Raw genomic sequence first — 1,037 nt, 5'->3', positions numbered from 1 at the left:
ACCCGCGGTTGACGCACCTGTCCGCCGACATCGACCCGTCCTGCCCCGTCTGCGGTCCCGACGGCATCCGCGGGCTGGGCGACGCCGACGGCCCACCACCGAGCCGGGACGGCCGTGCCACACCACCGCCAACCATGAGCCGACGACCGGCCCACGGGAAAGGCCTGTAGTCCCGAGCGACCCGGCTTCCACCCCCCGAACCCCACAATGCCGCCGCCGACAACCACACCATCCAACTCGTCACCCCACAACAGCCCTACCACGGAGAACAGCGGCTCCACCACCACCCAGGCCGTTCACGGAGGAGCCCCGACCCAGACTTTCCGGATCGCGCCCACCCTCCTGTCAATAATCTTCGGAGTCGGCCACATCCCGTTTCAATCCGACCCGGATTCGCAGATCACAGGCACACACCGTTAGGCATGTGCATCGTGCGTGGTCGCAGGTTTCAATCCGACTCGGATTTGTAGATCACAGGAACTGTTCACGCCCAACCCCGAGACGGAGGCCGACAAGTTTCAATCCGGCTCGGATTTGTAGATCGCGGGGACTCGTTTACCACGCGTGCTCGCAGATCGGCTTCGGCTTGTTTCAATCCGGCTCGGATTTGTAGATCGCGGGGACGGCTGATGTTCTGGGGGGGCTGGACAGCCCACCGTTTCAATCCGGCTCGGATTTGTAGATCGCGGGGACTATTGAAGCGGTCGACCCGGAGGGCTGCCGCACGAGTTTCAATCCGGCTCGGATTTGTAGATCGCGGGGACCAATGATTTCTTTGGGCTGTTCGAACTGGCCCGTAGTTTCAATCCGGCTCGGATTTGTAGATCGCGGGGACGGCATGGGCCCATGGCTCGCCTACACCGAGAGGGGGTTTCAATCCGGCTCGGATTTGTAGATCGTGGGGACCGCGGTTGGCTCCGAAGGCCGAGGTGGTTTTGTTTCAATCCGGCTCGGATTTGTAGATCGTGGGGACAAGGCATTGATCGACACCGTCGCAGAACTGCCTGGTTTCAATCCGGCTCGGATTTGTAGATCGT

This window comes from Protofrankia sp. CiP1_Cm_nod4 (assembly GCF_982290645.1).
This window is presented reverse-complemented; position numbering follows the sequence as displayed.